Here is a 767-nt window from a genome sequence, read left to right as displayed (position 1 = left end):
GGGATCCAACGACCGTCGATAACGACGCCACAGAGCTGCACGCCTCGCTAAAACCAGTCGACAGAGAACCCACACCTGTGTAGAGCGACCTACTCCTGCTGTCCACTGCGCTTAATCCTTTTGATGACGCGCCGACCCCCGACATCTACGCAGGGGCAGACACTCTCGCCCCACACGACGCCCTTCCGATGTAGCCGACACCGGTCGAAAGGGACGCGATCGAGCTACCCGCCGCACTCAACCCAGTCGAGAGCGACCCAACACCCGTCGAGAGCGATCCAACGCTCGTGGAGAGGGACCCGACCGTACTCGTCGTGCCGGACAGACCCGTCGAGAGGGAGCCGACCCCGGTGGACAGGGATCCGACCATGCTCGTCGTGCCCGACAGGCCTGTCGAGAGCGAGCCGACACCCGTCGACAAAGACGCGATCGAGCTACCCGCCGCGCTCAACCCAGTCGAGAGCGACCCAACCCCCGTGGAGAGGGAACCAACGCTGGTCGAGAGAGAGCCGACCGTACTCGTCGTGCCGGACAGACCCGTCGAGAGGGAGCCGACCCCGGTCGACAGCGATCCGACCATGCTCGCCGTCCCGCACAAGCCCGTCGAGAGGGAGCCGACACCCGTCGACAGGGACGCGATCGAGCTAGCCGCCGCGCTCACCCCAGTCGCAGTCGACCCACCCCCATCGGAGAGCGCGCCAGTGGAGCTGCCGACCGCCCCGAAGCCGGTTGACGGCGTGCCCCCACCCGTCGAGCGGCAGCCGACA

At 67.0% G+C, this 767-nt stretch carries 1 pseudogene; it reads left to right on the top strand.

Annotated features, from left to right (window positions below):
- Positions 1 to 368 precede the first annotated feature (368 nt).
- Positions 369 to 767, top strand: a pseudogene (locus tag MKK53_RS25305) (hypothetical protein); the annotation flags it as partial.

The sequence above is a fragment of the Methylobacterium sp. J-076 genome (assembly GCF_022829405.1).
Taxonomy (GTDB): Bacteria; Pseudomonadota; Alphaproteobacteria; order Rhizobiales; family Beijerinckiaceae; genus Methylobacterium.
Note: the sequence above shows the minus strand (reverse complement) of the source record. Positions and strands in the feature narration are given on the sequence as shown.